Below are 25,972 nucleotides of genomic sequence, written 5' to 3' on the forward strand. Positions count from 1 at the left end.
TTCATACGCCGAATATTTTAAGGGTATACAATGTGTACAGCACATAAAGCCCTATTGGGATACCCACTGTTATTGCAGCGTTCTTGAAACTAAGGTTTCTTGCATACATCATGCCAAATATCCAGATATTCGCACTCCAGAGTGTAAAGATTATTCCAAGTATGCCCGCTATCTTCATGGAAGGGTCTGTGAGAATCATATCTGCTATCATTGTGGGGTCATCCATACTAAAATCAATACCAGAAAGTATTTTATTAGTGAAATAGAGACTGATGGCAGAACTGGCTATGCTTGGTATGAAACCGTAGGACACAAACTCCATGACTCTCTTAAAACTTCCTTCACCGTTGAACACCAGTGATATGAGGTAAAATATCGCACTGTATAGGACCCATGCAAAAATAACGCCAATTATCGCACCAACTATCCCGAAAGCTGCACCAACTCCTGCAAATGCTGCCGCTTCCTGAGGCAATGACTCCATTACTTTCATCATTGTAATGTAAGCACTCAAAGCACCCAGTATTGCCATAACGGCCATTATGATCAGGGGGGTTTTCCACTCATTTTCTTCGTTGATCTTTCTTTTGAAGAACCCGTTTGGGTCGGTCAATACTTCCAGCATCCTTTCCACATCCTTTTACATAGTATATCTGCAAGCCATATGTTTGATAATCTGATCTGTCGATTTTTAGACAGGTACTTCATATACTTCTGATTATTTATAGTTTATTATTGAAATGTGTAAATTTTCTTTCTATTCAATTGCCTTTTATATTCTACATAAATCGTATAAAATACCTTTTTATAAGTTCAGCTCAGAATTACCTTAAAGTCTGGAACATGAATATTCTGTTAGTGAATATTTATTAATTTGTGCAGTAGTATGCTTAGAGTGGGCAAATTATGAGTGAAGATAATAACGGTGGTCTTAAGGTCCTGAATAATGTTCCTGTGATCGAGCTGGTCAGCATCTGCAAGAGTTACCACGTTGGGGATATGGATGTACCCATACTCAAAAGCGTGGACCTGCGGGTAATGCCCGGGGAGTTCGTTGCCATAATGGGTCCTTCCGGTTCTGGAAAGAGTACACTGATGAACATGATAGGGTGTCTTGACAGGCCAAGTTGCGGACAGGTACTTTTAATGGGCAGGGACGTGAATACTCTCCCTGATCCGGAACTTGCAAAACTGCGCGGACTGGAGATCGGTTTTGTCTTTCAGAATTTCAACCTTGTCCCGAGGCTTACAACACTGCAGAATGTCGAACTTCCTACTTATGCTAACAAGAAACCCGGTGTCGATACAAGGAAAAAGGCAAGGGAGCTTGTGGAAATGGTTGGCTTGAAGGAGCGTATGAACTATAAACCCTCGGCAATGTCAGGAGGCCAGCAGCAAAGAGTTGCAATTGCACGGGCACTGATAAATGATCCTTCCCTCATCCTTGCGGATGAGCCTACAGGGAACCTTGATTCTGTAACAGGGGATGATATTATGAGGATCTTTTCCGATCTTCATAAAAAAGGCAGGACAATAGTAATGATCACTCATGATCCGGACCTTGCTCAATATGCAGACCGGGTCGTACACCTGAAAGATGGTGTCATGGAAAACTGAATCTTACTGAATTTAACAAAAATGCAAACACTGATATGATGGGGAAATATGAAAATGAGGAAAGAACATGTTGGGGAAAAATAGACTGATCTTGATTTTAATCTCCGTATTATTGTTATCACTTCTGTCTCCACTAAATGCCTCTGCAGCAGACGGGGCGGACCTTAAGGTAAGTATCCTTAAGTACGAACCTGTTCCTGCAGAGATAGGGGAATACGTAAGTGTCTGGGTCAAAGTGGAGAACCTGGGGTATGCAAAAGCAAATTCCCTTTCCGTGAGGGTGGTTCCTGATTATCCATTCTCGGTAAGCAACGAGAACTCCCAGGTCAGCATAGGGATACTGGCACCTAATAATGCTGCGGTCAATGAGTTTCGTCTCTATACCGACCCCAGTGCCAAAGCGGGTATAGGTACCATTGAAGTGTGGTATCAGGAGAGTGAAGGGGGTACATGGTTCAAGAAGGAGTTCGAATTAAGGGTAGGTTCTGACACCTTCGACAGCAAAGGGACCGTGCAGCTTGCAGGAACACCTGCAAAAGAGCCCGAGGTCTTCATGCCCGGGGACAGTGGCACCATCTCATTCACGCTAACAAACAGTGCCACTCAGTATACGATCACCGTCGATGACCAGCAGTATGATACCAATGCCAGGATACAATCTGCTTCCCTTACAGGTGCAGAAGGCATCAATGTAGCCACCGGAACATATAATGGTAACGGTGTCATTGGTCCCGGTGAGTCTGTGGACCTTACCTATAATGTGCATGTGGATGAGGATACTCCCGATGGGACATACTATCTTGATTTTTCCATTGTAGGCAGTTCTCACTCATATAATAATAACTGGAGGATACCTTTGCAGGTGGACTCATCCTCTGTCAGGGTCATTCCTTCAAAATCCCTGATGCTTGAGAACGGAGCAGGTACCCTGGAGTTCGATGTAGCCAACATTCATCCAAACATGCTTTCCTCTGTAAGTGTCAGACTTGAATCAGAGGGTATTGAGTTCTCCCCGGCAGAGTATTTTATTGGTTCAATGGATCCGGATGAGCTCTTCACTATCGAGATAAATGCAAAGGCAGTGGATGATAGCATATCATTCCCTACGGACCTTGTCATACATGCGGATTACAGGAACGGGCTGAATCAGCATGCAGAGCAGGTAGGGGTTCGCCAGTTGCAACATCATCTGGTTGAAAATGACAATAGCTCAGCTACTTATATTGTGTTGCTCCTGCTGGTGGTAGTCGGAGGAGGGGCCTATGTTCTCTACAAAAGGAAGATGGATAAAGAATAGCTAAGCAGAGCAGGATGCGTATTCTATGTTAAGTCTGGCTCAGGCTGTAAATATATCACTGGGTAGTATCGGCAGTTCCAAGCTCAGGTCTGCCCTCACCACCCTTGGTATCATCATCGGCGTTGCAGCGGTGATAGCCAATGTGTCGCTAGGAGTCAGTTTCAACCAGTACTTCGATGATGAGATAGGAGCAGTGGGCTCTAATTTCGTGGTCATCTACAGCCAGAATATCGACGTGTTCTTTGATAAAGAGCTTGAGATCATAAGAAATACGCCGGGCGTTGAAGGAGTTTCTCCTATAAATCAGCAGATGGCAAGGGTCACTTACATGTCAACTTCAAGGCAGATCGACATCCAGGGAGTTACAGAGGACTATGCAGAAGTGGCAAACTTAAGGATGGATTCGGGAACCTTCCTGACGGACAAGGACCGCTATGTTGCAGTCATAGGTGCTGATGTTGCATATGATAAATTCGATAAGAAGATATCTATCAAGAATCCTATCGATATCACATTCAGGAAAGAGGATGGTGATGTGGTCACAAGGACCTTCATTGTCAAGGGAGTGATACAGGATCCCAACACCACATTTGCACAAACAGGGGTCGAGCCTGAGATTCGTGTATTCATTCCCATAGGGACAATGAATGAGATACTTGACAGGGACGATTATGGAGGTTTTTTCATAAAAGCTCAGAGCCTTGAAATGGTCAGGGAGACTGCAGATGAGATAGACAGACGCCTTGCACGCAGCCTTGGTGTTCCTGGCAGGGACCTGGATAATGATGATGCAAAACCGTATGTCCTCTTCGACCAGATCGAGATCCTGGAGCAGACAAACCAGCTTTCAAGTGCACTGGCATCCCTGCTGACCTCGGTTGCTCTTATTTCACTGATAGTTGGTTCTATAGGAATAATGAACATCATGCTTGTTACAGTTGCTGAAAGGACCAGGGAGATAGGTCTTTTGAAATCCCTGGGTTACAGTGAAAAGGACGTCCTTTCCCTCTTTATAATCGAATCTATCATCGTAGGACTTATAGGCGGTATACTTGGTACAATCCTTGGAATAGGTGTTGCAATGATCGCAAATAGTCTGCTGGGTGTACCCAACATCTTTCCCCTGAGCCTTATATTCCTGGGCTTCTCAGTCTCTGTACTTGTCGGGCTGTTTGCAGGGGTTTATCCTGCCAGGAAGGCTGCACGAATGAACCCTGTAGAAGCTTTGAGGAAGGAGTGATCATGATAGATTTAAAACATGCATTTGTCATTGCCCTTGGAAGCATAGGGAGTGCAAAACTGCGCTCAACACTCACAGCCCTTGGTATAATAATAGGTGTTGCTGCAGTTGTGGCAAATGTATCACTCGGTGCCAGCTTCAACCAATATTTCACAGATGAGCTTGGTTCCCTGGGCTCAAATTTCATAATCATCTACAGTCAGGATGTTAACGTATTTTACGATAATGAGCTGGAGTTGATAAGGAACACCCCGGGCATAGAGGGTGTTTCAGGTTTCAATCAGCAGACAGCTGCTGTTACCTATAGGTCAGTAACCCGGCAGATAGATGTGCAGGGTGTATCCCAGGATGCCCAGTACATATCTAACCTTCTTGCCGAAGAGGGGAGTTTCCTGACAGATAAGGACAAATACGTAGCAGTATTGGGGAGAGATGTAGCAAAGGACAAATTTGACAGGGATGTCTCCATCAAGAACTATATTGATATAACCATCAAACGTAGTGACGGGACCAGTGTGACCCGTAAATTCCGGGTAAAAGGCATACTTATAGGAGAAGATAATACTTTTGTGCAGGGTGGTCCTGACCGTGATGCTACTATCTATGTTCCCGTAGCTACATTGAACGAGATGCTGAATGTCACCGATTATGGCGGTTTTTCCGCCAGGACCGGGAGTGTCGAGTCTGTGAGTGAGGTCGCAGAGGAGGTGGACAAACGTCTGGCAAGATCACTTGGGGTGCCGACCAGGGACCTTGATAATCCTGATGCAAAGCCATATCGCATCTTTAATCAGGCAGAGATCATCGAACAACTGGACCAGCTTGCAAATACACTGACGATTCTGATCACCCTTGTGGCACTTGTAGCCCTCATTGTGGGGTCCATTGGTATCATGAACATCATGCTGGTCACAGTTACTGAAAGGACAAGGGAGATAGGTCTTTTGAAATCCCTTGGCTACACAAGGTCGGGAATCCTGTCTCTATTCATTATGGAATCAATCATAATCGGTGTCATTGGCGGTATTCTTGGAACAACCCTGGGACTTGTGGGCTCTTATCTGGTGGAACTCTATCTGAATATTCCTCCGGTGTTCCCGATTTATCTTATTTTTCTGGGATTTTCCATATCTGTTCTTGTAGGCCTGGTGGCCGGAGTATATCCTGCCAATAAGGCAGCAAATCTGAATCCAGTGGAAGCTCTAAGGCACGAATGATGTAATTCTGATGTTGTGCCTTTAGCATTTTTGTCCAATATGATCCTGCAAACTATATTCATTCCTGTCGATAAATAGAAAGGTTTAAGTAGCTATAATACATTGTCAGACTTGACGATAAATAGTCAAGTTGGAGTATGAGAGGTAAATGACAATGTCTGGTTACAACGAATCTGTTCCTGATGGTAACAATGTTATTGATATCAGGTGTCTGAAAAAGAGTTATTTCCTTGGTGATATGGAAGTCCCCATCTTACATGGCATAGACATGTGCATCAAAAAAGGGGAATTCGTTGCCATAATGGGACCTTCTGGCTCCGGGAAAAGCACACTGATGAATATGGTGGGGTGTCTTGACAGGCCTACATCAGGCAATGTCATGCTAATGGGCAGGGACACGAACACCATATCTGACAATGAGCTTGCAGAGCTTCGGGGATTTGAGATTGGTTTTGTGTTCCAGAATTTCAACCTGATCCCACGTCTGAGCGCCTACGAGAATGTGATGTTGCCAACTTATTCCAATACAAAGAAGGGAATGGACACCTCTTCGCGGGCACAGGACCTGCTGAAGCTGGTGGGTCTTGATGACCGCATGGGCCACAGGCCATCAGAACTTTCGGGCGGGCAAAGGCAGAGGGTTGCAATAGCCAGGTCTTTGATAAATGATCCGTCTCTCATACTCGCTGATGAACCAACAGGAAACCTGGATTCCAGGACAGGAGAGGAGGTCATGGGTATATTCTCTGACCTGCACAGACAGGGGCGAACAATTGTGATGATAACCCATGATCCTGAAATGGAACAGTATGTTGACAGGGTGATCTACATCAGGGACGGCTGTATCGTTAATAATTGAACGGGTGGTTTATAATGACACTAATGGATGATATTAAAAGATACTTAGGAATTTTTCTTTGTGCAGCAATGTTAAGCGGTTCTTTCATGGTTCCTGTTTCGGCAGCATCAGCTGCTACCATGAAGGTTGACATAATAGACTATGACCCTTTTCCGGCTCAGATAGGTGAATATGTGGATGTAAGGGTGAAGATAGAAAACACTGGCTACGGAAGAGCAGATGCATTATCCCTCAGGATCGATCCTGAGTATCCATTTTCTCTTGATTCAGAGAGGAATGCTGTCAAATACATTGGCATACTTTCTCCTGATTCGGCTGCAGTACATGAATTCCGTCTTTACGTTGATGAGAATGCAAAAGTTGGCACCGGTTCTGTGGATATTTTTTATCAGGTATACGAAGGTGGGATCTGGTATAAAAGCTCCTTTAACCTCAATGTCGGTTCCAGCACATTCAACAGCAAGGGAACAATGGAGCTTACCGGGTTTTCCTGTGATCCTGTGGTATTCATGCCCGCAGACTCCGGGACAGTAAGTTTCGTTCTCAGTAACACGGCAACCGAAAGCTCGGTAAACATTGATGGTTTTGATTATGACACCAATGCGCGTGTGCAGTCTGCAATGCTAAAAGGTGTTGAGGGTATAGATGTAACAAGCAACATTTACGAAGGTTCCGGTGTGATAGGCCCTGGCGATTCCATTACCCTAAGCTATAATATTGAGCTTGCAGATGATGTAAGGGATGGGACCTACTATCTGGATCTTTCCATGGTGGGCAATTCCCATGCGTACAATAATAACTGGAGGATACCGGTCAAGGTAGATTCTGCCTCTGTTAAGGTCATACCTTCTAAACCCCTCGAACTTGTAAACGGTGAGGGCACCCTTGAGTTTGACGTGGCTAACATGCATCCCAATGACCTGAGTTCAGTGAGTGTAAGACTGTGTGCCGATGATGTTACCTTCTCTCCGGAGGAATACTTTGTGGGTTCAATGGGTGCAGACGAACTCTTCACCATTGAGATCAAGGCAAAAAGTGACAGTGAGCTTTCAGCAGTTCCGGTGACCATCACAGTTGATTACAGGAACGGTATTAACCAGCATAGTGATGAAGTGGCTGTCCGTGAACTTGCCATTGTTACCGAGGAAAAGAAAAACAACGGCACTCTGGCAACAGGCGTAGCGCTCTTATTGTTGCTTTGTATTCCTGGTGTTATATTCATAAAACGCAGGAAACAGAACTAAGCTGAGGTTGCTTCGGGGTCAAGGCGATATTTATGCTAAGTCTGAAACATTCTTTCAGGATGGCTATTGCAAGCATCGGAAGTTCGAAACTGAGATCGGCGCTGACCACACTTGGAATAGTCATAGGTGTGGCCGCTGTGATCGCCAATGTTTCACTGGGTGCAAGCTTTAGCCAGTACTTTACTGAGGAGATAGGTTCTGTAGGGAACAATTTCATCATTATCCAGGGAAAGACTGCAAACCTTTTCCATGACAGTGAGATGGAGATAGTAAAGAATACCCCTGGTATAATAGGTGTATCTCCCCTGAGCCAGGAGGTGGCCCAGGTACGGTATATTTCCACTGTAAGGCAGATAGAGGTTCAGGGGGTCTCGGAGGACTACGAACAAGTTGCCAACATCCGGATGGAAAGCGGGACTTTTATCGATGACAAGGATAAGTATATGGCTGTAATCGGCCATGATGTGGCATATGAGAAGTTCGATCGCAAGATATCGGATAAGAATACCATAGAACTGACATTCACAAGGTCTGATGGGGAACAAGTTACCAGACAATTCAAGGTAAAGGGAATTGTGGCCAGTCCCGAGACAACATTCGTTCAAAGCGGGATCGAGCCGGACACAAGGATATTCATTCCCATAGCAACCATGAACGAGATAATGGGTGAGGATTATTACTGGGGCTTCTTTGCGGCTGCTGCAAGCATGGATTCTATAAACCATGTCACAGATGAGGTAGACAAAAGACTTGCCAGAAACCTGGGCGTTCCTTTCAGGGATCTTGACAATGAAGATGCAAAACCGTATCTTCTTTTAAATCAGGCAGAGATACTTGAAGATGTTGATCAGCTCTCTGATGCACTGGGGTCGTTACTCACCTCGGTTGCCCTGATATCACTTATCGTGGGTTCCATAGGTATTATGAACATCATGCTTGTGACGGTAACGGAGAGAACAGGGGAAATTGGTATCATGAAGTCCCTTGGGTATAAGAATTACGAGGTCTTGTCCCTGTTCATGGTGGAATCCATGGTTGTGGGACTTTTAGGTGGTGTACTGGGAATCATCCTTGGTGTGGCAGGTGCATATCTTGTGGACACTGCAATGAATCTGCCTTATGTTTTCCCTGTGGACATGATCCTGACAGGCATGCTGGTATCGCTTGTTGTTGGTCTGCTTGCCGGCATATACCCGGCTAACAAGGCTGCAAGGATGAATCCGGTGGATGCACTTCGGCATGAATGATTGAAATCAGATGATATTATGACCTAAAATAGGTTGGCATGAGGCAATCTGGTAAATGGTGAATATTTGTATAAAAACAAGGAGAAGGAAAAATGTTTGATATATTCTTTGGATTTTCATTCCTTATTTTCTTCCTTTTATCTGGAATAGCAATAGCATGGACATTGTTCTGGTTATGGATGTTGATAGACTGTGCTACAAAAGAACCTTCTGAGGGGAACGATAAGCTCATATGGGTAATTATCATTGTCTTCACCAATTTGCTGGGAGCACTTATATACTTCTTCATCCGAAGGCCAAAAAGAATTCAGGATTATGGCAGATGATATTTGCAGAAAGCACAATTGATCAGTCAGTAACGAAAAAGAAAAACATGAATAAGAGGAAAAATGGTTGAAACAAAGTCATTGTTGCGGGAATTTATAAATGTCGTATTTGAAAAGCAGACATACATGAATATCCTGTATCTGTTATTCTCATTCCCGCTGGGTACGGCTTATTTCATATTCCTGGCGACCGGTCTGTCACTGGGTTTCGGACTTTTGATCATGTGGATAGGTATTCCTGTATTGATACTGGTTTTCCTTGCATGGTGGGAAATAGCATCTTTTGAACGCCAGATGGCCATATGGTTATTAGGGATAGATATTCCTTCCATGTCCTTAAAGCCTGTAGGAGAAAAGAGCATTCTTAGCAGGGCCATCTGCAGGATAAAAAGCCCTGTGACATGGAAAAGCTTGCTTTTTTTGCTGATCAAGTTCCCTCTGGGGATCTTTTCACTTGTGACTATGGCATTTCTGTCAGTCCTTACCTTGTGGATGTTAATGAATCCTGTTATCTATATATTGGGTAACGGTCCTGCAGGCACTTTTCAGGAATCGTTGCTTTTGTCAATATCAGGGATATTTGTAGGGATCGCTTCACTTCATGTGTTAAATATGCTTGCAAGCCTTACGGGTGCTTTTGCAAAAAAGATGTTAGGTAGCAGTTAAAATAAGGAAATGCCCTATTTTGGCCTTGAAATCGGTCTTAAACGGTATCCTTATTTTCTATATCGTTGAGCCTGTAGTAAAAATTAAGTATAAGCTTTGTTTTTTCATTATCAAGGTTTAGCCTGAATGTCCTTATTTGTTTTCCCAGGGGCTTTTCGATTACGATGTTGCTTTTTATAAGGGGTGTTATTACCCTTGCAACACTGGAATGTGACAGTCCGGTCTCGTCTGCAATTCCTGAAAGGTACGTTGACTCTTCCTTGTGTGCAATAAGGTTTTTAAGCACTGTCATCTGGGCTGTCTTTCCAAATATCTCTTCAAGCGCATCCATTTATATCCTAATTAGATATTCTGTTATGGCTTATAAGATTTTCTTCTATTGGATAATCTGTTTACAAAAGACGAAACCCTCTCATATTTAGAAAGGTTTTAATAATATAGTTCTTCTATATTTTATGAGCTTATTTCAGGTAGAATGATCATGCACGAAGAAAACATTAGCGGAAAAATTCTTTCACTTTTGGAGGACGATCCGGAGATCACTATTAAGGAGATCTCTACGAAATTGTCGGTCTGCGTTGATGAGGTTGAAAATATCTTGAGGGCTATGTCCGATGTAAGACAGAAGATCCTTATAGTTGATGATGAGATGGACGCTCTTCTTGCCCTGAAGGTAGCCCTGCAGGCAGAAGGTTATAATGTTGTTGAGGCAAAGGATGGCCATGAGGCCATAGTTAAAGTGCATTCAGAGGTGCCGGATGTTATATTGCTTGATCTGATGATCCCGCAGATTGACGGATTTGAGGTTTGCAGGCAACTGAAGTCTGATCCCATCTACAGTCACATTCCTGTGATAATGCTCACTGCACGCGGAGAGATCGACGATAAGGTTGAAGGTATTGAGCTGGGCGCAGATGATTATGTGACCAAGCCGTTCAATCTGAAGGAATTGAAAGCACGCATAAAAATGGTCCTGAGAAGGAATCAGGACATCTGAAAAACTTATAAAGATCAATAACGAGCCTATGTGGAACCAGAGAAGCAGATGGAATCTAATTCTTTTTGCCGTGATAGTTCTGCTTTTGATAAGTTCCATTGTCTTCCTGTGGATGAAGACAAATATAGAGGTAAGGTCTGTTGTTGAAGAGCAGTATCAGAACCAGCAACTCTTGTTGACCCGCCAGATATCTGACAATATAGAAAGGTCCCTGAATGAGAAAGTAGTGTTGCTTGAAGTAATTGCAAAAAAGGACACCGGGGTTCCGCCTGATAATTTCAGTTCCGATCTTAAAAGTGTATATGATGTGGCAGGCATGTTCTATGTGGTGGAATATGTTGCAGAGGACGGGACCATAGTATCAGGTTATCCTCAGGAATATGTGCCTTATGGCTTTAATCTTTATGAGAACAAACAACACCGTGCTTTTGAGCGTGTGAAGGAAACAGGTGACGTATATATCACAGATCCCCTGAGGCTCATGGAAGGTAACTATGGTTCTTTTATTTGGGTTCCTGTCTATGAAGGTGATGATTTCAAGGGAGCATTTATCGCAATAATCAGTGAGTCAGACCTTAAGAGCAGATATGTGGTAGAATCCAATTCCTCAAGTTATGCGTATCTTCTTGATGAAAGGGGAAGATTGCTGTATGACGAGTCAGGGGAATATGAAAGGGGTATCAATTATGCTGAACTTATGAATTCCAGTTCTTCCGGATTGCTTGATATCATAGCAGCCCAGATAAACGGTACGGAAGGAAACGGTAAATATCTGCTCCTTGATAACGGAAGCATTGTTGAGGAAAGGCTGGTATCCTATTCTCCTATAAACTGGTATAACCAGCAATGGTCACTGGCAATTACAAGCCCCTCATCTGAGGTTGACAGGCTCATCGTTTCTGTCTACCTTAAACTGTTCATCGTAGCTGTTGTTTCGGTTCTCTTTATAGTGTTTGTGAGTTCTTTTATTGTTGTCATTCTTTTCAACTGGAGCAAAAGCCTTGAAAAAGAGGTGGATGAGAAGACCCAGGAACTTAAGGAATCTAATTCATCTCTGCGGGAAGCTAACAGGAAGCTTAAGGAGCTTGACAGGTTAAAAACGGAGTTCCTTTCTATAGTCTCACATGAATTGAAGACCCCTCTGACGGCTATGCGGACCTCGAGTGAGTTTTTGAGGGAAAATGATGCATGTGATACTACCTTAAGGCGCCAGATGCTTGATATAGTGATCCGCAACATTGATCGCCAATCCCGTATGGTTGATGACCTGCTTGATATTTCCAGGATCGAATCCAACAGGATGAGATTTCACAGGGAGGCTGTGGATATTGAAGATACTATCAAGTTCACCCTCGGGCTTCTTGATGCTTCCCTTAAGGAAGCGGGAATGAAAGTTCATGTAAATGTTCCAGAGGATATGAAGCCAATTTATACTGATAAGGATAAACTGGTGCAGGTATTTGTAAATCTTCTGAACAATGCAGTGAAGTTCAGTAAGAAAAATGGTGCGATCAGTATTGTTGTTGAGAATGGGGAAGAATTTGTAAAGGTTAGTGTAAGTGATAACGGCATAGGTATTGGTCCTGAAGAGCTTAAGAAAATATTTGATAAATTCTACCAGATCGACAGTACTTCTACCCGCAAGGTTGGGGGTAGCGGTCTTGGCCTGTCAATTGTAAAAGGTATAATCGAAGGTCAGGGAGGGACTATTACTGTGAGCAGTGAGTATGGGAGAGGCAGTACCTTTGTCTTCACATTGAAAAAAGACCGATGATCGATGTCCAGGATAATGGATATATGTTTATTATGGATTGATTATGGGTGCATAATCTGTGTATTATATTGTGAGGTTGTATTATATTGTGAGGTATATAGATGATAGTAACAACTACAAATGGGATAGATGGTAAAGAAACCGAGATTATCGGTGTGGTTTTTGGCAATACTGTAAGAGCTAAACATATTGGCAGTGACATCGCGGCCGGATTGAAGAATATTGTTGGCGGGGAACTTAAAGGTTATTCTGATATGCTCACACAGGCCAGGAAAGAGGCATATGAGCGAATGGTGGAAAATGCAGAAAAACTCGGTGCAGATGCTGTGGTTAATGTAAGGTTCACAACATCCCAGACAATGGCCGGTGCAGCCGAGTTGCTGGCTTACGGGACTGCAGTCAGGTTAAAAAGTATTTGACTGGTTTTCGGAAATTATGGGGATCATAAAGGTGAAATTGCTGCCCTTGCCCACTTCACTTTCAACCTTTATCTTCCCGCCATGCATTTCCACTAATTCTTTAACTATTATAAGTCCAAGACCTGCACCTTCGAATTTGCGATCAAGCGAAGAATCTATCTGTGAGAACGGCTGGAACAACTTTTCTAAATCCTTTCCTGCAATTCCTATTCCCGTATCAATTACCGATACTTCTAATGCATTTCCTTCTTTTGATATGCTTACTGTGACATCTCCATATTCGGGAGTGAATTTTATGCCGTTATGTATAAGGTTATAAAGTACGGTCTTTATTTTATTCTTATCAGCCTGTATAGTATTTACATTATCCTCTATTCTGAATTCAAGGTTTATGTGTTTCTTTTTTGCCATTGGTATCGTTGAATTCCTGATATCCCCGATAATAGCAGGAAGAGAGAATTCTTTTATCTCAAGCCCGATCTTTCCTTCCTCTATGGATGAAAGATCTATCATGGAATTGATCAAAAGTAATAAGCGGTTGCCACTTTTTCTGATGACTTCAATGTATTTTTTCTGTTCTTGCGTTGTGGTGCCGATGTAATCTTCATGGAGAAGCTCAGAGTATCCGATGATTAGATTCAGGGGTGTTCTTAGCTCATGGCTGACATTGGCAAGGAACTGGCGCTTTGTACGTTGCGCGTTATCAGATATCATTTTTGCAAAAACGAGTGCTTCCTCTGCTTTTCTTTTATCTGTGATATCGTTTCCTGAAGACAGTACTCCTGTGATCCTCCCTTCCCTGTCCTTAAGCAGGATATTGTGCCAGGCAAAATATCTTGTTTCTCCTTTTATCCATAAGGGTGCTTCAAAATACGGATGTATCTCGATATCTCCGTGCATCACTTTTGCATAATCTGTCCTGGCTTTTTCCTGTAGTTCTTCCGGGATACAGGCATCAAACCAGTTCTTTGATAATAATTCACATTCACTGTATCCGAATATTTCGCATCCTTTTTTATTGATCAGCCTGATATCCCCTTCTCTGTCAAGTGCAAGGATGATAACTCCTACAATGTCGAGGTATTTCTGGGCCCGGTCCCTCTCTTCCCTGAGCCTGAACTCCACATGTTTCAACCGGGCAATATCCACCATTAGACCGTTTATACCTGCAAATTCTCCTTTCCTGATAATGGGACGGGATGTTGTGTGAACGTAACTTATCTTTCCGTTCTTTTTTATAATTCTGAACATGTATGGCTTATGCTCACCTGCAACCGTCCTTTCTATGTCTTCCAGTAGTCCTTGTATATCCTCCGGATGTACATGTTCTGTGAAATGAGTGCCAAGTACCTCTTCAACCTCAAATCCTGTGATGTTTTTGATGGCAGGATTGATATATGTGAAATAGCCGTCCTTATCCACGGCAAAAAGGACATCGTTGAGGGTGTCAAGTCTTTCGGAGTAAAACTCCTTTGCTTGCTTTAGTTCACATCGGGATGATTCCAGCCTGGACTCCAGATCTTCTATTTTTTCATTTAACTTTTTTATTATAGCCTGCTGATCCTGGCTATCAGCTTTCTTTGCGCAATTGTGATCATTTATCATTTTCATAACAACTTTTTCAGTCGGGCATATTCAATTGAAAAATACATACTGTTACATGGTTCATGTTTCCAGAATGTGTTTTTTAAATCCGGTAAATGATAATAAACGAGTGTTGACACTACTCAGGTAACATTTGCAGTCAATCCCCTGCATAGAAATGATGTTTTCAATACCCTTCCTATGCCAGTCCTCTGTTCTTTTTTTGTCCATTTGCTTTAGATCCGGTAGTATAGCCATCAATAGATATAGTAATATACCATCATCATATTATCTTAGGGCTATATATAAATATTTATGCAGTATGTATAAAAATTGCACTTCACTATTGACCACATATGGTGTGCCTATTGTTGTAATTAAGGGAAAGGAGAGGAATCTGCTATAAAGGGTATTTGATCAATAATATGCAGTTATGAATATCCGCCGGAATATTGGGTCACAGGTTTATCTTTTAATTTGTGTGATCATCAATGAAGGCAAAAAAGTGTATTTATTTTTCAGGGAATGCCTTATATGAATAATTCACATTCTAGATGACGTTTTTCTATTCTTTTCCTGTTTTTTGGCGCCGAGGTTGGGATTTGAACCCAAGCACTCCTCCCGGAGAAACCGGTCTCGAGCCGGTCGCGTTTGGACTCCGGGGCACATTTGCCATCGGATTAGTCCGCTCTGCCACCTCGGCACACTGGCTTTGAAGGTCTTAATATCTTAAATAGATATCGAGGGATTGCCTAGAAGTCAAAAAGCGATCTCTGGCTTTTCTTCTGTGGGTCTTTTTCTGTTCTTCGTGTTTCCCGGGGAATCTCTATTTGCCCGTACTGTCCGCCGCCACCGGGACGGATTATCAGTTTTCCTTCCCTGAATGCCAGTATCGCATTTAATATACGGCTGTCCAGGAAATCCATGTCGTTGGTATTTGCATTGAGCAGAACGTTCAGTTCGTTGCCATATTTTTCCATTAGTGAGTTCCAGGCTTTCTGCACTCCCTTTGTGTTTATACTGGCATGTCCCAGAGCAGTCATGATTATTTCCGACAGGGGCATAAGGTGTATATAGGGAGGCCTGTGAGGGGGATGCTTTGGCACGTCGAAGTTGGCAAGTTCATTTATCCTGTCTTTCACTCCTTTTTTTATAACCCCTCCGCAGGCTCTGCATTTCCAGCCGGCTGCCTGACATTCATCAAGGGTGTAATGTGTAAAACATTTGATACATGCGGATTCATTGTATTTGCCTTCCTGCGGGAAGAATCCTGCATTACAGGTAACACCATATCCGTTCTGTCTAAGGATTGCTTTTCGCAGTCCCTGGAAGGATATTTCAGGAACATTTATCTGATTGAATTCCCTTGCAAGTTTGTTGGCCCATGGGGAATGGGCATCTGAATTAGAAAGGAAGGTCAGTCTGTGAAGTTCTTCGATCCTGTCAGCATAATCGCTGTCGGCACTCAGGCCCAGTTCCAGGAATGAAACGTAGTCGGTCATGTCGCCATAACAGCTTTCAAGCGAGTCATGGTATGCGTATAAGGCTGTCCATGGTGTGAATGCGTGGCACGGGCCTATCATTGCATCGACATCCTTTGCAATCCTGGCAATCTCACAGCCGTTGAGTCGGACAGTGGGTCTCCCGTCTGCTTTCAGGTTTCCATATGGTTCCAGTCTCTCTGCCAGTTCCTGGGCTTTTGATATGGATGGTAAAAGAAGAAGATGATGCACACGATTGCTGTCTTCTATCTCAGTAGTGATTATAAAACTGGTTTTTCCGATGACGATGGTCTGGTCATCGATGGCTGCTTCTTTTATGGCTTTCAGCCACAGGGGGTGGGTACAGTCTCCGGTTGCAACCAGGTCTATTCCTTTTTTCGCTGCCTCTTCTGCCATTACCGGCAGTTCCATTTTATCCGAACAGGCCATCGAATATCTAGAGTGCAGGTGAAGATCGGCATTTATCAACATTTACTTAGCCAATGTATCTGAGATCATCATCTTTTGTAGGGCTTATGTCGGGCATTGTTCCCTGTTGCTGCTGTTCCACTTCCTTGAGCCTTGCAACTATCTTTTCCATTTCCTTGGCTCTCTCCTCAAGAGGTCCCACATCAATGTCTATTTCAAAGATCTGGCTGATGACTTTGAGTAATGACTGCGCACTTTTCGGATCAACAAGATAACCTGAGGTCAGCCCCATAAGACATGCAGCATCCAGATCCCTGAATTTGCTCAGGCCAAGTAAAAGCCCGGATGCGCCAACGATGCCTCCTCCTGGCTCATTCTCTTTGAAAATGACCCCGTGTTGTTTGAGCTCCTCAACCATTTCCTTGTTGTTAACCGCGCCCAGCACCTCATCAGAAAAGGTCAGTTGTCCGGTAGGGAACCCGCCAAGGGTATAGATCCTCTGTACTCCGAATTCCTCTGCGAGATCAAGGTATAGTGTACAGAGCTTATAATGTCCTTCTGTGGAAGAGCTCTGGTGATCCCCTATGAGGGCCAGTATGTCATGTTTTTCTGTCCTGCAGACATACATCTCATTCTTGACCAGATGTATCTCACTGTTCTCATCCACAAAGACCTGGGGTGGAAAATGATGGGAATATATCTCCAGTATCTTTTCTGCGTTGAGCTCTTCGACAAGATGTTCAGCAACAAGCTTTCCCACATGTCCCACTCCCGGCAGTCCTACGATAAACACAGGGTTTTTAAGCTGAACGTCCTCTTTGATACGAATTACTTCTATTTCCTGCATAGATAACCCTCTTTCTTTGCTAACCTGCGATAGTTCCCATATGGGTCCCTGGGAGAAAATCTTGCAGGTTGTGGGCGGATGGTTTTTGAGCTGCAATCGCTGCAGACCGTCTCAAGGGTGTATCTGCCACATTTCCTGCATTTGAGTATCTTATGTCCCAAAGGAATCTCACGCCTTTATTGTGTCATTATGCCTGTGGAACTCACCTTTTCCACCAAGCTTTTCAATAGTGTCAATGGCTGCTTTTGCAGATTTCTTCAATACGGATTCTGCCTTTTTATAATCAGGGGCTATCACTTTAATGCGATATCTGGGAGCACCCGTGTAGCTGATATCCACTCTGATCCCCTCTTCCTCAATATCACCAGCTGCTTCAAGTGCCTGCCTGATTATCTCGATTCCATCAGGGAGGTAGCAGTTGAGGTCTATGAACCCGGCTATGTCCACATATGGGAGCTTGATATTGCTCTGGGCGACCTTTACGATGCTTGTAACCAGTTTTTTCTTCAGCTTAACATCGTTAAAAGCATCCTCTGAGTTTATGGCTGCTTCTTCGAATGCTGAATAAAGACTGCCGAAGTTCTCCAGCATTTTGAGCTTTACTTTTTCCATCTCATCTTTGCCGGTATCCGTTTCCTCCGCTACGAACTGAAGCCACTTGAATGCTTTCTGTTCGTTCTTCCAGTCCTGTATCTTTGCACGCTTCTGGTGCTCATTGACATCTTTGAGGGACAGGTCTATGTGACGGCGGGAAGAATCAACATTAAGTACTTTGCAGACCACTTTCTGGCCTTCACGCACATGGTCTCTTACATATTTGACCCATCCTGCCTTGATCTCCGATATGTGGATAAAACCTTCCTTTCCATCGAACTCCTCAAGGGTCGTGTATGCACCGAAGTCTGTAACGTTCTTTACGGTACAGACAACAAAGTCGCCGCTTTCCGGCCAACTGTTCTCATCCATTATAAATCACTTTTATTTACTCGAGCACTTCAAGTATGTGTGTTGTGATCGTTGATTTTCCGCCAGTAGGTTCTGCAAGTGTCCTTCCGCATACAAGGCATGTTACCTTGCGGCTTGCACTGCCAAATATCACCTGCTCGTTCTCACAATCATTACATTTCACACGCAGGAATCTGCTCTTTGGTTTTTCCATCATTTACATCACTCCGTAAAGTCGAATTTCTTTGCTCTGAAACATGGTCTCTGGTGTGCCTTGCTACATTCGGTGCATCTGTACCTGAGCCATATCCTCTTTGTTGGTTTGTCGCCGCCAGGAACCTTTGAGAACTTTCCACTGTTTCCTATTCCTGTCTGGCGTTTTTTCTGTCTCTCGATGTGTGTAAGTGACGATGCTTTACCCTTCTTTACTCTCTCCACAACATGCTCGGTGTGCTTTTTGCAGGAAGGGCAGTGTGTTTTGAATCTCTTTGGAATCTTCATTATCTTCACCTTGGTAAGTTTGATCTCTTCTACAGGATTATTTGTGCCACGTTGCGTTTGATCAGCCCGTTTGCATTCAGGGCCGGCAAAGCGACAACGTCTTCGGCATGTAATGTGTAATTGCGATTATCCATAGCCTTGAAAGTAGGCAGGTTATCCAGTATTCGCACAACAACGAATTCTTTATTTATATTACTTTTGCCCATTTCGCTTTTATCATTTTTCTTTCCTGCCTGTCTTTCAGGCATCTGGGCCTGCTCATGTTGCTGAACCGCCTGCGGGATATCCGTATGTCTTGTGCCGGAATCGCTTTTTACTGCAACCGCTCTTTCTTTGTTTGTAATTGCCTGCGGGTCGAGTATAGGGACAAGTAACTCCCTTCTTGCTGTATTTATGGCCCAAAGCACTGCATCATATACCTTCTTCTCTTCCGGAAGCAGTTTGCTCATGTCCTGGGAAGGCGGCATGCTCGAAAAAGCATTGTTCGTTGCATAGCTTATTAGTTTCCTGATGCGCCTTATGAATATCACTTCTACGTCGGTGATGGCGCTCTGCAATTCATCCTCAAGCATTTTCGACTCAACAGAGCGGGGATTATTTATGTTCTGTATCTCCTCTTCCAGTTCCTTGACATATTTTTCCACATCAGGGAAAAACTCTGGGTGCATTGATCTGAGCGTTGAACTGCTCTCCTCCCTGAGCACATTCTTCAGTTCAGTGCGATCCATATTCTGCCACACCCCTGCACATCAGATATACTGCGGCATACTCCGGTACTTCCTGTGTGCCTTCTTCGACCATAAGGTCCTTTCCTTTCATCTGCACAGCAAAAGGTTTCATCACTTTTATCCTTACCGATTTATCCCCGAACACCACAGCATCGTTCAGCGGTTCGAAGTTATCCAGTTCATCGATGGAAAGGGCTGTGACCTTCATCCCGGACTTACCATGCAGTGAACCCGGAAGACGTATCAGACGCTTGATATCTGCTGTAACGGGCTCATCAACACATGCGGCCATCTCTGAAACTCCCTGCTTGACTATGGTTTCCAGTACTTCTTTCTTGATGGAGCCAAGTGCATCCATTTTCCCTTTTTTCAGGGCTGCCACACGTGACTCATCCCTGAAAAGCTCTATCAGTTTTTCTGCTGTCTTCTCACCAATTCCCTTAAACCCTGTCAGTATCCGCAAGGCATCTTCATCACTGGCCAGGGATGAGAGATAGTTTATAAGGTAACGATTGATCCTTCCTCCCCATCCCCCTTCGTCCCGGGAGGGGAATACTGCCATTTTGGCAGATTCTGTTCCTGCATCGCCTGAAATATCCCTTTTGGAGAATATACGTTCCATGTCAAGACCTTTGGAACTGACATAATCTACAATTTCCCTTCTTTCTGCACTTCCCAGTGAAAGCACCGATTCTTCACTTATGTGGAAATGGTACCCCCTGCCTCCGGAAAAAACGGCATGTACCTCATTTTCGCTGAACCCGAAATCCCCTATGAGAAAATCGAGGAGTTTCAGGGTTTCCTTCTTTCCTTTTTCCAGCATATCGGCATATGAAGTGATACCACCGGGGAGATGGTCGGAATCGATGTCAAATATAAGATCTGCTTTAAGCCAGTTCTTTTCTTTCATCTTCGGGGCACCGGGGTACTCATAATAGGCCACGGAATAGTATGCATGTGCGGGAGCTATCCCCCTCAGATAGTCCTGAAGTTCACCGCCTGAGCCAAAGGCACGGTGCCTTTTCATGAAAGTGTCCTGGTCGCTGGTGAACTCGATGAATCCCCATTCCCTTGAAATGAACTCCGGTGGCAGCCTGATATCTGCGGTGGAGTAATATTTCTGGAATGCTGATACTATATATCGTCGTGTGGTCTCATTCATCTTATGCCTGTATCTCCTGGCCGGGAATAATGATTGATATTAAATCTGTTTAATGCGTCATAAACCTTATAGTCTCCATCTGCATTATAGTCCCCGCATGAAGAAAGAAATGACAAGTGCTGATGTGGCCGCCCTTGCATTTGAGCTTAGCTCCGGGGAAACATCCATTATAGATGCCAAGATCGCAAAGATATACCAGCCGGCAGCTGATGAGATCCGGATCAATCTTTTTGTTTACAACAAAGGCAGGGATAACCTTGTAATAGAGGCCGGGAAGCGGGCCCATATGAGCCAGTACATCCGCCCCAGTCCCAAGATTCCCCAGGCATTCCCTATGCTTCTCCGGAAACATGTGATGGGGGGACGTATCACATTTGTCAAACAGTATGACTTTGACAGGATACTGGAGATAGGTATAGTACGTGGTGGAGTGGATACTGTGCTGGTGGTCGAACTCTTCTCTCCGGGAAATATTGTCCTTCTTGATTCGGAACGAAGAATAATCCTTCCCATGAAGCCGGTTACATTCAAGGGCAGGAGGATACGCAGTGGTGAGGTGTATCAGTATCCGGAAGCCCAGATAAGTCCGGTGGATGCAGAAGCCGAAGACCTCGAAAAGGTATTTGCCATTTCGGATGCGGATGTTGTGAGGACCATTGCCACAAAGTTCAACCTGGGTGGGATCCTTGCCGAGGAAGTATGCGCAAGGTCAGGTGTCAACAAGGCTGAAGCAGCAAGGGATGCGGGTTCAGATGCCATTGTTGCTATCATTGCGGCATTAAAGGATTCTTTCTCTCCTCTTCTTGCAGGTGATCTGAAGCCGTGTCTGGTCAAAAAAGAGATAAAAGGTGAGAAACAGGCATTTGATGTCCTTCCATTTGAGCTTGATATTTACAGGGACTATGAAAAAGAGGCTTTTCCAACATTCAATGCGGCACTTGATTCATTCTTCGGTAAAATGGCCGCAGAATCCGTCCGGGAACAGGTGGTTGCGGTCAAAAAGGAAAAAGTGGATGTCTTTGAGCGCAGGCTTCAGAAGCAGCAGGCGGCAATAGAAAAATTCGGCACGGATGCTGAAAAACAGACCCTTGTGGCGGAAAAGATCTATGCTCACTATGTTGAGATAGAGGAGATCATCAATATACTCAAGCAAGCCCGTGCAAAAGGATACTCATGGGATGAGATCAAGTCCATAATCAAAAAAGCAAAAGAATCGGTCCCTTCGGCAAAAATGATCGCTTCAATTGACTCTGCAGCCGGTAATATTGTTCTTGACCTGGATGGAACTAAAGCCAGTATCGATATCAAAATGACGATCCCTCAGAATGCCCAGATCTACTATGACAAGGCCAAGAAACTCATCAGGAAGAAGGATGGGGCCCTTAAGGCCATTGAAGATACCAGGCAGGCAATGCAGAAAAGGGAGAAGAAAGTGTCAAGTAAAAGGAAAGTCAACACAAAAAGATACTGGTATGAACGATTCAGGTGGTTCACGTCATCTGATGGTTTTCTGGTGGTTGCCGGAAGGGATGCTGACAGTAACGAGGAACTTGTGAAGAAATATATGGAAAAGAGGGACATAGTGTTTCACACACAGGACCCCGGTGCTCCTATTACAATAATCAAGACACAGGGCGATGATGTAACGGAACAGACCCTGAAAGAAACCGCACAATTTGTAGTATCATATTCAAGTGTATGGAAATCAGGGCAGTTCAGTGGTGATTGTTACTGGATAAGGCCGGAGCAGGTGTCAAAGACGCCTGAATCGGGCGAATATCTTAAGAAAGGTTCGTTTGTTATACGTGGCGAGAGGAACTATTTCAGGGACGTTCCGGCAGGTGCTGCTGTGGCTCTTGAACTTGAGGGCAGTACCCGGGTCATAGGCGGTCCCCTGTCTGCTGTCAGTAAACACGGGCAACATGTTGTTGAAGTTGTTCCCGGCAAGTTCAACCAGAACGATATAGCGAAAAAGATATACAAAATATATGTCGATAAATTAAAAGAGCCGAATTTCGTTAAGCAGATTGCCTCACCGGACAAGATCGCAATGATGTTACCTCCGGGTGAATCTGATATCAAAGAGCAGTAGTGGTATGGAAATATGAGGGTCATAAAAAGGAATCTTAAAGGCAGGGAAGGAGAGATAGCACTTGTTCCTGAAACACTGGATGATCTCTGGCACCTGAAGTACATTATAGAGAAAGGTGACCTTGTATTTGCCCTGACCAAAAGGAAGGCCGATGCTGCAGCAGATAAGCTTCGACCTGAAAAGGTGGAGAAGAGAACGGTGAGACTGGGCGTAAGGATCGAAGAACTTGAGTTCCACAGGTTCTCAAATCGTTTAAGGCTGCACGGCCTCATTGAACATGGAATGGATGCAGGCCATTATCACACTTTCAATGCGGAGGAAGGCCTGAACCTTTCCATAATCAAGACCTGGAAAAAGGATCAGCTTGAGCGCATTGATGAAGCTGAGGCATGTTCAAAGCGTCCGAAAGTGGTTATAGTTGCAATTGAGGAAGGGGATGCGGATATTGGTCTTGTGCGGCACTACGGCATTGAAATATATTCCCACATCAGTCAGTCATCCGGAAAAGGTGAAGGCACTCTCAGGGAGGTATTTTTCCAGGAGATACTGGATCAGCTCGTTCATGCGGCATCGGAGTCTGAAGCCATCGTGGTTGCAGGGCCGGGATTCACAAAAGAGGACTTTATGAAATACTTAGGTTTAAGGGCTCCCGAATTGGTTCCCAGGGTAATCACCGAGGACATTTCTTCTATAGGCATGTCCGGTTTTCAGGAGGTTCTCAGGCGCGGTGCTGTGGACAGGATAATGGAGGAATCACGCATTGCCCGTGAGTCCCGCCTCATGGATGACCTGCTCAGGGAAATCGCTATGGATGGGAAGGTTGCCTATGGCATGGAAGAAGTTAAAATGGCTCTGGATTATGGCTCTATAGAAGTGCTGCTTGTGGCTGATGAGATGCTGAGGATGGAGCGTGAAAAGGGCGGTATCGACTCGCTCCTGCAGGATGTAGAGAACATTCAGGGTAAGATCGTGGTCTTCAGTACCATATTTGAACCTGGCCAGAAGTTGCTTGCACTTGGTGGAATTGCCGCACTGCTACGTTTTAAAGTGTAGTCCGGCCGGATTTTATGCATGCCTGGTATTCTATTTGTATTTAAGAAAGCAAACATATATTCAATTTTAACATATATACTTTTCGGATAGCGTTTGTATTTTTTGTGCACAATCGCTGCAACAAAGGCATTTTTTATTTATATATTATATCTGTCATCATTTATTAACATCTAATAGGTTCTTTTTAGTGTTTTATCCGGAAAAAACACATTATTATACTCCCTTTTCAATATTGGTCCATTTTGCGGCTTTAATCTAAAAATAAACCTATTTTTTAGATTATTAATTTTTTGAATAATCAAAAATGATATATACTTCTATTTTAAAGTCCTTATCTGGAGGTGAAATTGGTACCGCTTGGAGGAGGTAGCAAGCAGTTACATAATTTACAGGAATATTTACGAAAATCTATTGATATGATTTGATGAAGTGATTTATCTGACATTTTGTTTTAGGGTCAGCAATAAACAATTATATCTGCATAAAATTGTTTAACAATTATACTTTGATTATATTAGGGAAGTGATAAACTATGGATGGAGAAATAACAATTAAAGATACAACTGCAAGCCCGGCACCATTGGGTTTCTTTGGCCTGGGATTTGCAGCTACGTTCCTTGGATTAATGGTAATGGGAATATTCAGCGATGCTGTGATGGTGATCTCAACAGCTATATTCCTCGGTGGATTTGCCCAGTTGTTCGCCAGCTTTGAGCTGTGGAAAAAAGGAGATACCTTTGGTGCATCTGCATTTGGTGCTTTTGCATTGTTCTGGTTCTCATGGGCATTCATCCAGATAGCCACTACAATAGGTATATTCGGTGGTGTGATGGAGGCAATGAGCGCTTCAGCAGGTTTCTGGTATCTTATAATTTGGGGCATCATAGCAACCCTGTTGACCATTGTAACCTTTAAGATCGGCTTGAAAGCAATCGTAGTGACTTTTATATTGCTGGACCTTACTTTCTTCAGTCTTGCCTTTATAGGCGGAATGATCGCAGGTGTAATTACCCTTCTCCTTGGTCTTGCTTCACTCTACACTGCAGTTGCAATAATCATGAATGAGGTTGGTAAGCTCAACTGTCCGGGATTGTGCCCACCAGGCGAGTAATTGCCAGGCAAGTAGGTAGTATAGTTTTAGAAACACTGGCTGGTAGGGACCAGCCAACCTTTTTTTCCTTTTCTTCTAATACAGCAAACGATAATCTATTCTACGTAAGCTTTATTTTTATCACGTTGGAGTAAAAATACCACCGTTTTCAAATTCACATTAAATTAAAAGTTCAATGGGAGCTCAATTTATTCGAAATGGAACGGGTGGATGAATTACGTCTATTCTCCAAAGTGATAAAAGGGGTTAAGCAGCTTGCAGAAATGACACAGGAGGAAAGGGAAAGGACAACTGCAAAATAAGACCCTATGTTTCCTGTTAACATGTGACTTGAATAAAAGTTTTATTCAAATTATATGGTGGCACAGACCATTTATTATCATATATCAAGGGTCTGTGTTCCGTTTAATGTTATTTTATCGATGCTTCAAATTCCTGCTTTGATATCTGGGGCAGTTCATCGGGGTCATCCACATCCTTGTGGACATAAAGCCCGCACCAGCATCTTTTCATTGCATCATAATGTTCCCTGTGGAAAGGTATGCACGGACATACCAGTTTCATATCATGTTCCCTCTCCCCGGTAAGTCCCTGGCAGGGGCAGAAAGGACTGCCTTTCTCCTTTTCGATCATAACTTCCTGCTCCAGCAGGAACTCAACGATCTCCTCATCGGGACTGAACTTGTATCCTAGCGGGTCTATGACTCTCTGGAACATTGTCCTTAATTGTTCCATGCGCTTGTTCGTATCCATAGGCATTACCTTACCTGTCCAGCAGACTTGAATACTTTTTAGTATTATAGCCGACCACTGCATCATCGCCTATTTTGACAATAGGGAATCCCAGTTCTTCTGTATAGGACTTGCAGTCCTCCTGTATGTATTTGCGGGTTTCCTCATCTGCCTTGTCGTACTCTATATAATCGGCGTCGATTCCTTTCTCAGTAAAGAATTTTCTTGCCTTCTTGCACCAGGGGCAGGTACTGAGGGCATATATTGTCACTTTCTTATTTTCCGTTTCAAAACCAGGCCCATTTTCCTGTTTCAATCCTTTTGTATCATCAGAGGCCGGTTTATGTCCGGGGATCTTGATGGCCTGTTTGAACTGATCCATAAGCTTCTTTGTATCCATGCTT

The 25,972-nt window shown here is 43.8% G+C and carries 28 protein-coding genes and 1 tRNA gene; 15 read left to right on the forward strand and 14 right to left on the reverse strand.

Going from position 1 to position 25,972, the window contains the following annotated elements; all coding sequences use genetic code 11:
• Window position 1: 1 nt before the first annotated feature.
• Window positions 2–625: a YIP1 family protein gene (locus V7O64_RS11625; RefSeq protein WP_407355548.1), complete on the reverse strand. Its 624-nt coding sequence runs from the start codon at window positions 623–625 to the stop codon at window positions 2–4.
• A gap of 281 nt (window positions 626–906) precedes the next feature.
• On the opposite strand from V7O64_RS11625, the gene V7O64_RS11630 reads away from it, so the two are divergent.
• The 9 genes from V7O64_RS11630 to V7O64_RS11670 all read left to right on the forward strand — a co-directional run bounded on the left by V7O64_RS11630 (window position 907) and on the right by V7O64_RS11670 (window position 9,713).
• Window positions 907–1,617 carry an ABC transporter ATP-binding protein gene (locus V7O64_RS11630; RefSeq protein ID WP_407355549.1) on the forward strand — a complete coding sequence of 237 codons (711 nt, stop codon included), beginning with the start codon at window positions 907–909 and terminating at the stop codon, window positions 1,615–1,617.
• Window positions 1,618–1,729: 112 nt separating this feature from the next.
• Complete coding sequence (locus tag V7O64_RS11635; protein WP_407355550.1) at window positions 1,730–2,914, forward strand: COG1361 S-layer family protein; 1,185 nt, start codon at window positions 1,730–1,732, stop codon at window positions 2,912–2,914.
• Between the two features lie 25 nt (window positions 2,915–2,939).
• Window positions 2,940–4,154: an ABC transporter permease gene (locus V7O64_RS11640; protein ID WP_407355551.1), complete on the forward strand. Its 1,215-nt coding sequence runs from the start codon at window positions 2,940–2,942 to the stop codon at window positions 4,152–4,154.
• 2 nt (window positions 4,155–4,156) lie between these two features.
• On the forward strand, window positions 4,157–5,371 hold the full coding sequence (locus V7O64_RS11645; protein ID WP_407355552.1) for an ABC transporter permease: 1,215 nt from the start codon (window positions 4,157–4,159) through the stop codon (window positions 5,369–5,371).
• Between the two features lie 154 nt (window positions 5,372–5,525).
• Window positions 5,526–6,230 (forward strand): ABC transporter ATP-binding protein, encoded by a 705-nt coding sequence (locus tag V7O64_RS11650; protein WP_407357338.1) that lies wholly within the window; start codon window positions 5,526–5,528, stop codon window positions 6,228–6,230.
• Window positions 6,231–6,244: 14 nt separating this feature from the next.
• On the forward strand, window positions 6,245–7,474 hold the full coding sequence (locus tag V7O64_RS11655; protein ID WP_407355553.1) for a COG1361 S-layer family protein: 1,230 nt from the start codon (window positions 6,245–6,247) through the stop codon (window positions 7,472–7,474).
• A gap of 32 nt (window positions 7,475–7,506) precedes the next feature.
• On the forward strand, window positions 7,507–8,721 hold the full coding sequence (locus V7O64_RS11660; RefSeq protein ID WP_407355554.1) for an ABC transporter permease: 1,215 nt from the start codon (window positions 7,507–7,509) through the stop codon (window positions 8,719–8,721).
• A 92-nt stretch (window positions 8,722–8,813) separates the two neighbouring features.
• Complete coding sequence (locus tag V7O64_RS11665) at window positions 8,814–9,047, forward strand: PLDc N-terminal domain-containing protein (RefSeq protein WP_407355555.1); 234 nt, start codon at window positions 8,814–8,816, stop codon at window positions 9,045–9,047.
• Window positions 9,048–9,110: 63 nt separating this feature from the next.
• Window positions 9,111–9,713 (forward strand): sensor domain-containing protein, encoded by a 603-nt coding sequence (locus V7O64_RS11670; RefSeq protein ID WP_407355556.1) that lies wholly within the window; start codon window positions 9,111–9,113, stop codon window positions 9,711–9,713.
• 37 nt (window positions 9,714–9,750) lie between these two features.
• Here V7O64_RS11670 and V7O64_RS11675 read toward each other — a convergent pair whose 3' ends face one another.
• On the reverse strand, window positions 9,751–10,044 hold the full coding sequence (locus tag V7O64_RS11675; protein ID WP_407355557.1) for a MarR family transcriptional regulator: 294 nt from the start codon (window positions 10,042–10,044) through the stop codon (window positions 9,751–9,753).
• A 150-nt stretch (window positions 10,045–10,194) separates the two neighbouring features.
• Here V7O64_RS11675 and V7O64_RS11680 point away from each other — a divergent pair, with 150 nt between their 5' ends.
• The 3 genes from V7O64_RS11680 (at window position 10,195) to V7O64_RS11690 (ending at window position 12,903) form a co-directional block, all read left to right on the forward strand.
• Window positions 10,195–10,710 carry a response regulator transcription factor gene (locus tag V7O64_RS11680; RefSeq protein ID WP_407355558.1) on the forward strand — a complete coding sequence of 172 codons (516 nt, stop codon included), beginning with the start codon at window positions 10,195–10,197 and terminating at the stop codon, window positions 10,708–10,710.
• 28 nt (window positions 10,711–10,738) lie between these two features.
• Entirely contained in the window at window positions 10,739–12,484 is a 1,746-nt protein-coding gene (locus tag V7O64_RS11685) for an ATP-binding protein (RefSeq protein WP_407355559.1), read from the forward strand.
• Window positions 12,485–12,585: 101 nt separating this feature from the next.
• Window positions 12,586–12,903 carry a YbjQ family protein gene (locus V7O64_RS11690; protein WP_407355560.1) on the forward strand — a complete coding sequence of 106 codons (318 nt, stop codon included), beginning with the start codon at window positions 12,586–12,588 and terminating at the stop codon, window positions 12,901–12,903.
• On the opposite strand, the gene V7O64_RS11695 is transcribed toward V7O64_RS11690, so the two are convergent.
• The 10 genes from V7O64_RS11695 to priS all read right to left on the reverse strand — a co-directional run bounded on the left by V7O64_RS11695 (window position 12,889) and on the right by priS (window position 20,580).
• A complete protein-coding gene (locus tag V7O64_RS11695) occupies window positions 12,889–14,508 on the reverse strand; it encodes a PAS domain-containing sensor histidine kinase (RefSeq protein WP_407355561.1) in 1,620 nt (539 codons plus the stop codon). The two genes, V7O64_RS11690 and V7O64_RS11695, sit on opposite strands and share 15 nt — an antisense overlap.
• Window positions 14,509–15,071: 563 nt before the next feature.
• Window positions 15,072–15,190: transfer RNA gene (locus tag V7O64_RS11700), tRNA-Ser, on the reverse strand.
• Between the two features lie 49 nt (window positions 15,191–15,239).
• The gene (locus V7O64_RS11705) at window positions 15,240–16,460 is read right to left on the reverse strand and encodes a TIGR00375 family protein (RefSeq protein WP_407355562.1); all 1,221 of its coding nucleotides are present in this window, start codon (window positions 16,458–16,460) and stop codon (window positions 15,240–15,242) included.
• A gap of 4 nt (window positions 16,461–16,464) precedes the next feature.
• Complete coding sequence (locus V7O64_RS11710; RefSeq protein WP_407355563.1) at window positions 16,465–17,244, reverse strand: proteasome assembly chaperone family protein; 780 nt, start codon at window positions 17,242–17,244, stop codon at window positions 16,465–16,467.
• Window positions 17,232–17,405, reverse strand: coding sequence for an RNA-protein complex protein Nop10 (locus V7O64_RS11715; RefSeq protein WP_407355564.1), 174 nt, complete (start codon window positions 17,403–17,405; stop codon window positions 17,232–17,234). Before V7O64_RS11715 ends, V7O64_RS11710 begins: the two co-directional genes overlap by 13 nt.
• Before the next feature lie 7 nt (window positions 17,406–17,412).
• Complete coding sequence (locus V7O64_RS11720) at window positions 17,413–18,210, reverse strand: translation initiation factor IF-2 subunit alpha (protein WP_407355565.1); 798 nt, start codon at window positions 18,208–18,210, stop codon at window positions 17,413–17,415.
• Between the two features lie 16 nt (window positions 18,211–18,226).
• Entirely contained in the window at window positions 18,227–18,403 is a 177-nt protein-coding gene (locus V7O64_RS11725) for a 30S ribosomal protein S27e (RefSeq protein ID WP_407357339.1), read from the reverse strand.
• 8 nt (window positions 18,404–18,411) lie between these two features.
• On the reverse strand, window positions 18,412–18,690 hold the full coding sequence (locus tag V7O64_RS11730) for a 50S ribosomal protein L44e (RefSeq protein ID WP_407355566.1): 279 nt from the start codon (window positions 18,688–18,690) through the stop codon (window positions 18,412–18,414).
• A gap of 29 nt (window positions 18,691–18,719) precedes the next feature.
• On the reverse strand, window positions 18,720–19,418 hold the full coding sequence (locus V7O64_RS11735) for a hypothetical protein (RefSeq protein ID WP_407355567.1): 699 nt from the start codon (window positions 19,416–19,418) through the stop codon (window positions 18,720–18,722).
• The gene (gene priS / locus V7O64_RS11740) at window positions 19,405–20,580 is read right to left on the reverse strand and encodes a DNA primase catalytic subunit PriS (protein ID WP_407355568.1); all 1,176 of its coding nucleotides are present in this window, start codon (window positions 20,578–20,580) and stop codon (window positions 19,405–19,407) included. Before priS ends, V7O64_RS11735 begins: the two co-directional genes overlap by 14 nt.
• Before the next feature lie 97 nt (window positions 20,581–20,677).
• On the opposite strand from priS, the gene rqcH reads away from it, so the two are divergent.
• The 3 genes from rqcH to V7O64_RS11755 all read left to right on the forward strand — a co-directional run bounded on the left by rqcH (window position 20,678) and on the right by V7O64_RS11755 (window position 24,836).
• Window positions 20,678–22,672, forward strand: a complete 1,995-nt coding sequence (rqcH, locus tag V7O64_RS11745; RefSeq protein ID WP_407355569.1) for a ribosome rescue protein RqcH — start codon at window positions 20,678–20,680, stop codon at window positions 22,670–22,672.
• A gap of 12 nt (window positions 22,673–22,684) precedes the next feature.
• The gene (locus tag V7O64_RS11750; protein WP_407355570.1) at window positions 22,685–23,725 is read left to right on the forward strand and encodes an mRNA surveillance protein pelota; all 1,041 of its coding nucleotides are present in this window, start codon (window positions 22,685–22,687) and stop codon (window positions 23,723–23,725) included.
• Between the two features lie 532 nt (window positions 23,726–24,257).
• Window positions 24,258–24,836, forward strand: coding sequence for an acetate uptake transporter (locus tag V7O64_RS11755; protein WP_407355571.1), 579 nt, complete (start codon window positions 24,258–24,260; stop codon window positions 24,834–24,836).
• Between the two features lie 411 nt (window positions 24,837–25,247).
• Here V7O64_RS11755 and V7O64_RS11760 read toward each other — a convergent pair whose 3' ends face one another.
• Both V7O64_RS11760 and V7O64_RS11765 read right to left on the reverse strand, forming a co-directional pair.
• Window positions 25,248–25,589, reverse strand: a complete 342-nt coding sequence (locus V7O64_RS11760; RefSeq protein WP_407355572.1) for a ferredoxin-thioredoxin reductase catalytic domain-containing protein — start codon at window positions 25,587–25,589, stop codon at window positions 25,248–25,250.
• A gap of 10 nt (window positions 25,590–25,599) precedes the next feature.
• Window positions 25,600–25,968 (reverse strand): glutaredoxin family protein, encoded by a 369-nt coding sequence (locus V7O64_RS11765; protein WP_407355573.1) that lies wholly within the window; start codon window positions 25,966–25,968, stop codon window positions 25,600–25,602.
• Between the last annotated feature and the right edge of the window lie 4 nt (window positions 25,969–25,972).

The sequence above is a fragment of the Methanolobus sp. WCC5 genome (assembly GCF_045690325.1).
GTDB lineage: Archaea > Halobacteriota > Methanosarcinia > Methanosarcinales > Methanosarcinaceae > Methanolobus.

Excerpts from the sequence above, each read along its gene's own strand:
- V7O64_RS11670 (WP_407355556.1), top strand. The coding sequence starts at position 9,111 with ATGGTTGAAACAAAGTCATTGTTGCGGGAATTTATAAATGTCGTATTT.
- rqcH (WP_407355569.1), top strand. The coding sequence starts at position 20,678 with ATGAAGAAAGAAATGACAAGTGCTGATGTGGCCGCCCTTGCATTTGAG.
- V7O64_RS11675 (WP_407355557.1), bottom strand. The coding sequence starts at position 10,044 with ATGGATGCGCTTGAAGAGATATTTGGAAAGACAGCCCAGATGACAGTG.
- priS (WP_407355568.1), bottom strand. The coding sequence starts at position 20,580 with ATGAATGAGACCACACGACGATATATAGTATCAGCATTCCAGAAATAT.
- V7O64_RS11640 (WP_407355551.1), top strand. The coding sequence starts at position 2,940 with ATGTTAAGTCTGGCTCAGGCTGTAAATATATCACTGGGTAGTATCGGC.
- V7O64_RS11660 (WP_407355554.1), top strand. The coding sequence starts at position 7,507 with ATGCTAAGTCTGAAACATTCTTTCAGGATGGCTATTGCAAGCATCGGA.
- V7O64_RS11735 (WP_407355567.1), bottom strand. The coding sequence starts at position 19,418 with ATGGATCGCACTGAACTGAAGAATGTGCTCAGGGAGGAGAGCAGTTCA.
- V7O64_RS11690 (WP_407355560.1), top strand. The coding sequence starts at position 12,586 with ATGATAGTAACAACTACAAATGGGATAGATGGTAAAGAAACCGAGATT.
- V7O64_RS11625 (WP_407355548.1), bottom strand. The coding sequence starts at position 625 with ATGCTGGAAGTATTGACCGACCCAAACGGGTTCTTCAAAAGAAAGATC.
- V7O64_RS11755 (WP_407355571.1), top strand. The coding sequence starts at position 24,258 with ATGGATGGAGAAATAACAATTAAAGATACAACTGCAAGCCCGGCACCA.
- V7O64_RS11710 (WP_407355563.1), bottom strand. The coding sequence starts at position 17,244 with ATGCAGGAAATAGAAGTAATTCGTATCAAAGAGGACGTTCAGCTTAAA.
- V7O64_RS11695 (WP_407355561.1), bottom strand. The coding sequence starts at position 14,508 with ATGATAAATGATCACAATTGCGCAAAGAAAGCTGATAGCCAGGATCAG.
- V7O64_RS11655 (WP_407355553.1), top strand. The coding sequence starts at position 6,245 with ATGACACTAATGGATGATATTAAAAGATACTTAGGAATTTTTCTTTGT.
- V7O64_RS11630 (WP_407355549.1), top strand. The coding sequence starts at position 907 with ATGAGTGAAGATAATAACGGTGGTCTTAAGGTCCTGAATAATGTTCCT.
- V7O64_RS11750 (WP_407355570.1), top strand. The coding sequence starts at position 22,685 with ATGAGGGTCATAAAAAGGAATCTTAAAGGCAGGGAAGGAGAGATAGCA.
- V7O64_RS11665 (WP_407355555.1), top strand. The coding sequence starts at position 8,814 with ATGTTTGATATATTCTTTGGATTTTCATTCCTTATTTTCTTCCTTTTA.
- V7O64_RS11685 (WP_407355559.1), top strand. The coding sequence starts at position 10,739 with ATGTGGAACCAGAGAAGCAGATGGAATCTAATTCTTTTTGCCGTGATA.
- V7O64_RS11650 (WP_407357338.1), top strand. The coding sequence starts at position 5,526 with ATGTCTGGTTACAACGAATCTGTTCCTGATGGTAACAATGTTATTGAT.
- V7O64_RS11705 (WP_407355562.1), bottom strand. The coding sequence starts at position 16,460 with ATGTTGATAAATGCCGATCTTCACCTGCACTCTAGATATTCGATGGCC.
- V7O64_RS11720 (WP_407355565.1), bottom strand. The coding sequence starts at position 18,210 with ATGGATGAGAACAGTTGGCCGGAAAGCGGCGACTTTGTTGTCTGTACC.
- V7O64_RS11765 (WP_407355573.1), bottom strand. The coding sequence starts at position 25,968 with ATGGATACAAAGAAGCTTATGGATCAGTTCAAACAGGCCATCAAGATC.
- V7O64_RS11645 (WP_407355552.1), top strand. The coding sequence starts at position 4,157 with ATGATAGATTTAAAACATGCATTTGTCATTGCCCTTGGAAGCATAGGG.
- V7O64_RS11680 (WP_407355558.1), top strand. The coding sequence starts at position 10,195 with ATGCACGAAGAAAACATTAGCGGAAAAATTCTTTCACTTTTGGAGGAC.
- V7O64_RS11760 (WP_407355572.1), bottom strand. The coding sequence starts at position 25,589 with ATGGATACGAACAAGCGCATGGAACAATTAAGGACAATGTTCCAGAGA.
- V7O64_RS11730 (WP_407355566.1), bottom strand. The coding sequence starts at position 18,690 with ATGAAGATTCCAAAGAGATTCAAAACACACTGCCCTTCCTGCAAAAAG.
- V7O64_RS11725 (WP_407357339.1), bottom strand. The coding sequence starts at position 18,403 with ATGGAAAAACCAAAGAGCAGATTCCTGCGTGTGAAATGTAATGATTGT.